6 protein-coding genes and 1 tRNA gene are annotated in these 6,429 nt (G+C 53.1%); 3 read left to right on the plus strand and 4 right to left on the minus strand.

Translation table 11 applies throughout. The features are described 5' to 3' along the window. Positions 1 to 363 (plus strand): hypothetical protein (locus ACP5KC_RS08150; protein ID WP_428287234.1); only part of this gene is annotated, 363 nt, incomplete at its 5' end. Between the two features lie 42 nt (positions 364 to 405). Here the strand turns inward: ACP5KC_RS08150 and ACP5KC_RS08155 are convergent. Beyond that, positions 406 to 534, minus strand: a tRNA-Val gene (locus ACP5KC_RS08155). A 118-nt stretch (positions 535 to 652) separates the two neighbouring features. On the opposite strand from ACP5KC_RS08155, the gene ACP5KC_RS08160 reads away from it, so the two are divergent. Then, entirely contained in the window at positions 653 to 2,572 is a 1,920-nt protein-coding gene (locus tag ACP5KC_RS08160) for an arginine--tRNA ligase (protein ID WP_273433642.1), read from the plus strand. 65 nt (positions 2,573 to 2,637) lie between these two features. Next, positions 2,638 to 3,906 (plus strand): translation initiation factor IF-2 subunit gamma, encoded by a 1,269-nt coding sequence (locus tag ACP5KC_RS08165; protein ID WP_424740730.1) that lies wholly within the window; start codon positions 2,638 to 2,640, stop codon positions 3,904 to 3,906. A gap of 46 nt (positions 3,907 to 3,952) precedes the next feature. On the opposite strand, the gene ACP5KC_RS08170 is transcribed toward ACP5KC_RS08165, so the two are convergent. Genes ACP5KC_RS08170 through ACP5KC_RS08180 form a run of 3 tightly spaced genes read right to left on the minus strand, consistent with a single transcriptional unit; the run spans position 3,953 to position 6,329 of the window. Next, complete coding sequence (locus tag ACP5KC_RS08170; protein WP_273433640.1) at positions 3,953 to 4,471, minus strand: HIT family protein; 519 nt, start codon at positions 4,469 to 4,471, stop codon at positions 3,953 to 3,955. A 5-nt stretch (positions 4,472 to 4,476) separates the two neighbouring features. Further along, positions 4,477 to 5,967 carry a DUF402 domain-containing protein gene (locus tag ACP5KC_RS08175; RefSeq protein WP_428287235.1) on the minus strand — a complete coding sequence of 497 codons (1,491 nt, stop codon included), beginning with the start codon at positions 5,965 to 5,967 and terminating at the stop codon, positions 4,477 to 4,479. Beyond that, entirely contained in the window at positions 5,964 to 6,329 is a 366-nt protein-coding gene (locus tag ACP5KC_RS08180) for a hypothetical protein (RefSeq protein ID WP_273433637.1), read from the minus strand. Before ACP5KC_RS08180 ends, ACP5KC_RS08175 begins: the two co-directional genes overlap by 4 nt. Positions 6,330 to 6,429 lie beyond the last annotated feature (100 nt).

Genomic DNA, 6,429 nt, shown 5'->3' on the forward strand with positions numbered 1-6,429 from the left:
CCCAGGAACTGGAGCAGGGTTGTCCTCAGGGTCAACGTGAGGGAGGACCTGGGGGGCTACGCTGCTTTCACCGTGGTGTTGAAGAACGATGAGTACTTCCTGGCTAGGGGGGACAGCTGGAATTCGGGCTGGGAGAGGTATACCGGGAGCCAGTTCACCTTCACCTTCTACAGGTGCATACTGGACGCCGCGAACCCGAACTGGGAAAAGTGCTTCGAGATAACCCCCAAGCTGCCCTTCACAGGGCGCCTTCAATGGGGGCCCAGCGACAAGGGGAGGATAGAGCCGGGCGTCCAGGCCGGCTGGCTTAATATAGACGTATCCGACCTCGACATCGAGGTTCAAGTCTTGGTGGAGCCCTAGCGGAGAAGACATACTAGAGTCTCCCTCTGAGATTATAGAGAGTGGGCCCGCCGGGACTCGAACCCGGGACCACCGCCGCTCCTAGGAACCCCTTCATCAACTATCTTGTACTCGCCGCCCAGCGCCTTGCGCCGAGCTAGGGCGGCATCCTAACCACTAGACTACGGGCCCTCTACACGGGAAAGGTCTGCAGGAATTATAAAAGCCTTGCGCAAAAGGGAGCGATGAGAAACAGGGGTGGAATGCTTTTAAGACAGTACTATTGTGGATAGACAAGGCTTGGTGTTTCATGGCTGTTGAATCGCCGTCCTGGTTCCTCAGAGACAAGGTTAAAGAATATATCGGGAGGATTGCTGCCGAGGCCGGGGTAGAGGTAAATCTTGGACTGGTCGAGGCCAAAAGGGCTCAAAAACAGTACGGGGACGTCTCAGTGCCCCTTTTCAAGCTTTACAGGGCAACGGGGCTATCTGCCGAGGAGTTTTTCAAGAGGCTCGGGGAAGCCGCGGGGAGAGTTCCCGACAATCTTCTAAGATTCAAGGGCGTCGTGAACGGGTTTCTAAACCTCGAGGTAAACCCAAGCGAGTACGCGCCGGTCGTCTTGGAATCCATCCGTGTCCATGGCGACCGGTACGGGCATATCGCTTCAGAGAAGAGGGAGCGGGTAATCGTCGAGTTTGTAAGCGCAAACCCTATACATCCTTTGCACATCGGACACCTGAGGAACGGGATTCTCGGCGATGCTCTTCAAAGACTTCTAAAATCACGGGGCCATGACGTGAAGGCACACTTCTATATCGACGACGTAGGGCTCCAGGTAGCGTTTGCCGTTTACGGGTTCCAGCGAGTCAAGGGTCTACGCGGCAGCGAGAAGCCAGACCACTTCGTGGGTGCTATTTACACGATGGTCAATCTCCTAGTCGAGCTCAAGAAGCTTAAACGAGAGGCTGAGAAAGAGCAGGATCCCCACAAGGTAGCCCAGATCAACTCCAGGATAGACGAGTATGTCTCGAGGCTCAAAGAGTACAGCGAGCAGTACCCCGAAGTATTCAACACTCTGGCTGACCTCGTCCGGGAGAGCGAGGATCCCGAGGCAGAGATAAGGAGGATAAACCGTGGGTACGAGGAAGGAGAGCCTTGGGCTGTCAAAGCAACACGTGAAACGATAAACACTTGTCTGGACGGGATAAAGGAGACACTCCACAGACTCGGAATAGTGTTCGACAGCTGGGACTGGGAGAGCGAGATAACAGTCTGGAGCGAGGCGACAGAGGATGCCCTCAGGAAGCTTTCAGAGACCGGGCTTGTCGAGAGGAAGGACGGGGCCCTCGTGTTTCGAGCCGACCTTTTAGCTGAGTCGCGGGAGGTGCGCGAGGCAGCTGGAATCCCAACAGGCTTCACGGTTGTTCCCTTAACCCTTAAACGCTCAGACGGCACGACGCTCTACACTACTAGGGACATAGCCTACTCCATCTGGAAGCTCGCAAGGGCTGACAAAGTGATCAACGTGATAGCTACCCAGCAGTCCCTGGCCCAGGCTCAGCTCAGGCTAGCGCTATACGCTCTCGGCTACCGGGATATAGGCAGGAGGCTGCTGCACTACGCCTACGAGATAGTAATGCTTCCCGGGACAAGGATGAGTAGCAGGAAGGGGGTATACGTCTCTGCTGACGAGATAATCCAGGAAACCGTTGACAGGGCACGAACCGAGATAAAGAAGAGGGGTCTGGGAACCGAGGAAGACGCTGAGAAGATAGGTCTCGGCGCACTGAAGTTTTTCATGCTGAGCCAGACGCCCAACCGCGTCATAACCTTCAGCTGGGAACGCGTCCTAGACTTCGAGCAGAACAGTGGACCCTTCATACAGTACTCCTACGTCAGGGCCGCCAGTATCCTGAGGAAGGCAAGCGAGCAGGGAATCACGGGTAAGGGCGATCCAAGGCTCCTGGGCAGCGAGGAAAAGACAGTAATCCTACTTCTGGGAGAGTTTCCCTCAACCGTGGTCGAGGCTGCTGACAACCTTAGACCAGACATTGTAACATCTTACCTCAACACGTTAGCATCAGAGTTCAACAGATACTATGACTCGACGCCCGTCTTGAAGGCGCCTGAAGGCCTACGCGAGGCTAGACTAGAGCTGGTTAGAGCCGTAGCACAGGTCCTCAGCAACGGCATGAGTCTCCTAGGGATACAACCACCCCAAAGGATGTAATCCTACCGCCGCACCGGGGGTTACATTATTTATAAGGTAGGGCTTAAGAAAAAGAGGGGGATCTTATGGACAGTGAGTACGCGGAGGCTCTCAAGAAGCAGCCTCTCGTGAACATAGGTACCGCAGGTCACGTAGACCACGGTAAAACCACACTCATCCAAGCATTAACAGGTATCTGGGCTTCTCATCACAGCGAGGAGCTTAAGAGGGGTATAACCCTTAAGATCGGCTACGCTGACACGGCTATCTACCAGTGCCCGAAGTGTCCACCACCGCAAAAATACTACACTTCTGCTAACCTGCCTAGCGATATGAAATGTAAGTATTGTGGGACTCCCTTGGAATATGTGAGGAAGGTCTCTTTTGTGGACGTGCCCGGCCACGAGATGCTCATGTCGATCATGCTGGCAGGCTCAGCCATGATGGATGCAGCGCTGCTTGTAATAGACGCTACGAAGGAGTGCCCACAGCCGCAGACCAGAGAACATTTTACGGCTCTCGACATAATTGGCGTGAGGAGGATCATAGTTGTCCAGAACAAGATAGACGTGGTGAGTAGGGAGAGGGCCAGGGAGAGCTACAACGAGATAAAGAGGTTCCTCGAGGGCACCTGGGCTGAAGACGCTCCCATAATCCCTGTATCGGCGCTCCACAAGGTCAACATAGACGCACTAGTCTGGGCCATCGAGAAGTACGTGCCAACGCCCGAGCGCGACCACTCGCTACCACCCCGGATGCTCGTGGCTCGTAGCTTTGACGTGAACAAGCCTGGGACGCCGGTCCACGAGCTTGTAGGGGGAGTTCTTGGAGGAACGATCGTGCAGGGAAAGTTCAGGGTAGGCGACGAGGTAGAGATAAAGCCCGGCGTCAAGCTCAAGAAGGGCGGCCAGGAGGTCTGGGAGCCGCTCTATACGACTATAACGTCCCTCAAGTCGGGCGAAGAGCCCCTAGAGGTTGCTTATCCGGGGGGACTTATAGCGATAGGGACAGAGCTCGATCCAAGCATATCCAAGGCTGACAACCTGATAGGCAATGTTGTGGGCAAGCCTGGAAGCCTGCCGGAGCCCTTGTATGAAATAGAGCTAGAGGTGCATTTGCTAGAGAGGGTCGTGGGAACAGATCAGCCGCTTAAAGTGGATCCCGTGCGGAACGGGGAAGTACTGATGGTCAATGTTGGGACAATGCTTTCAGTAGGCGTGGTCACCACAGCTAGGCATGACGAGGTACACATGAAGCTCAAGATTCCCGTGGTTGCGGATGAAGGGACAAGGGTAGCATTGTCGAGACAGATAGCGGGGCGATGGCGCCTTATAGGATATGGTTTTCTCAAATAATTTTTACTAGAAAGATGCTAGCAGTACCTCTCTCTGAAGGAGTTACTTAAGCGAGCTCGCAGTTTTCAGAATTCCTGAAGAGGTCCTTGTGGGCGACGAGCCTCCTGTAAGTGTCTTGAAGAGCCTCCGGTATAACTTTTGCATCCGCGATGACGGGCATGAAGTTCGTGTCGCCGTTCCACCGAGGAACAACATGAATGTGTACATGCGACTCGAGCCCTGCGCCTGCGACCCGTCCAAGGTTTACCCCTATGTTGAACCCGTCAGGTTTCAGGGCTTCCCTGATGACTTCCACCGAGTTTTTAACGGTTTTTAGGAGAATGCACAGCTCCTTGTCTGTAAGTGCCTTTAGCTCGGGGATGTGGCGTGTAGGAGCAACTAACAAGTGACCGGTGTTGTAAGGGTATCTGTTCATAAGCACTATCACGCTTTCCCCCTTGTACACGACGAGGTTTTTCTCGTCCTCATTGCTATTGGTGGCCTTACAGATGAAGCACTCACTATCCTGTTCGATTTTCGCATACTCGATGTATTTCATTCGCCAGGGGGCCCATAGAATATCCAATGTTATCAGCCCCTCAACCTATTCGAAAAGGACATTAGTATTTTTGTCGCTTCATCCCCCCAAACAGAGTCTTGCAGTCTCACCAGGAAGTCCGGCCCTGTTAAAAGCTTTAAAGGTTCGTGAGATAAAAGCTCCCGTATCTTTCGGGCCGCCTCCAGGTAGTGTTCAATACTTCCCTTGGGGTATAACCCCGATACTCGAAGCACCTCGAACTCTGCCTGGTCTATTATCCTAGCCTCCTCGCCTGGAGTCCACGCGATGTCTAGCGCAAGGTCAAGGTACCAGAGGCTCGGCGGTGTCAGAGAAAAGTCTAGAGGCGTGTTGAGGTTAACATAGATGCCCTTCAAGTTATCCTCTTTGTCAACGTACTTGTGAACCAGGAAACGGCTAGACGGATATGTAAGGGTGAAAATCCGGTCCCCCTTCACCTTCTCTACCCTCAGCCCATCATACCATCCATTGGATTCCACTTCACGTTCTAGCTGTATATAGCCGGTGGGGCTGATGCTCGCTTTGGCTAGCCAAGTGTAGCCTCTACCCATCGCCTTCTCGTGGACCACCCTGACGGTCCCCGTTGACAGTACCCTTATCAGTTCGTCGAAGTAATTCTCCGAGAAGTTGACGGAATCATCACTAGCCGAGGCCTCAAGCTCGTCCACCTTATTGCTGATATTGTTGTCGCCAAGGGATTTCACGAGGTGATGGCCCTGCACAGTCGGGTAATACCGTCTCCTGATAGTATCGAACCGCTCAAAACTCTTGAAGGAGAAATACATGAGGGCTATCGACTCACCCGCCCTAACCAGCGCGGGTGCGTCTATCTTCTCGGAGGCCTGTTTGACTCTTTCAGCCTCTCCAAGTAGCTTCTCCAGCTCCTCCATAATCCTTAATATCTCTGTTCCCCGGCACGAGCTTCTGAACCTTACACCCCATTTTCCTCTAGCCTTGGTCGAGGCAAGCGTCAGAAGCTCTAGAGTGAATTGAGGGTCGTGTATGTGTTCACTTACAGAGTGTCTCTTCCCTTCAACGACGCGTACATAGTCTCCCGACACTGCTATTCCCTCCTCTAGTACTGGGGAAAAAATAGCCGGTTTGACGACATGGGCTGTCACGACATCTCCAATAGTGTGTCTTTGAAAGGTCCTGAGAAAACCCTTTCTCCTACCCGGGAGCTCGACAGTGTAGCCCCCCTTCACAGCCTCAATTATCCGGGCCCGGTAGACGGTGTAGGGGCCATCCCTTACAAAGATTGAGTACTCGCTCCCTATGCTCGACTCGATTATAGAGTAAATGTTTGCGACAGCATCCTCCTCGCCTATAATGACTATTCCCTTATGGTGTTCTAGATCTTTTATCGTTGCACGAACGCTCTCCGATGAAAACCTTAAGCCGGGGATCCTGCTCCTAGTCTTTTCGCTGATGTCGCTGAAAGTGTAGCCGGCCTCAGATAAAAGACCGGCAAGGGCTGTCGAGTATATCCCGCGTAGACGGATCAAGTCTCCCACCTCTTGTAGAGGGCAAGCCACGGTCTACGCGTCAAGCGGTCCTTCCAGTTCAGAGGATACCTCCGAGTATACCCGCACTTCAGACAAGTCACACTGATATATTTCATTTTTCCCCTGTTCTTAACCCTGACGCGCATGGTGACACCCGGTACAAGGAATGCGCCGCATTTTCGGCAGACCCGCGACTTGAGAAAGTCAGGGTATCTTAATCTCGCCTTCCTTGCGATAGCCATGGCGAGGCTGCCATACCTGTCGGCGAGCTCCGGCTCTATACTGTGGATTTTTTCCGCAAACTCTAATAGTCTCTCAATCCTCTCGAAGGCTAAATCTTTTAGCTCGAAGCGCTTCCTCATCTGTGACGAATATGCGGAAAGCACATTTAATTCTTGCCGACGCCAGTCTCGAACTTGTTCCAAAAGAGATACTCGGGCATCCAGCGGTACTTAACTCAGC

Source organism: Infirmifilum sp. (assembly GCF_049970975.1).
Lineage (GTDB): Archaea > Thermoproteota > Thermoprotei > Thermofilales > Thermofilaceae > Thermofilum > Thermofilum uzonense.

What these genes read in the sequence shown, in the direction of transcription:
- ACP5KC_RS08180 (WP_273433637.1), bottom strand. Translation starts at nt 6,329, where the DNA reads ATGAGGAAGCGCTTCGAGCTAAAAGATTTAGCCTTCGAGAGGATTGAG.
- ACP5KC_RS08165 (WP_424740730.1), top strand. Translation starts at nt 2,638, where the DNA reads ATGGACAGTGAGTACGCGGAGGCTCTCAAGAAGCAGCCTCTCGTGAAC.
- ACP5KC_RS08160 (WP_273433642.1), top strand. Translation starts at nt 653, where the DNA reads ATGGCTGTTGAATCGCCGTCCTGGTTCCTCAGAGACAAGGTTAAAGAA.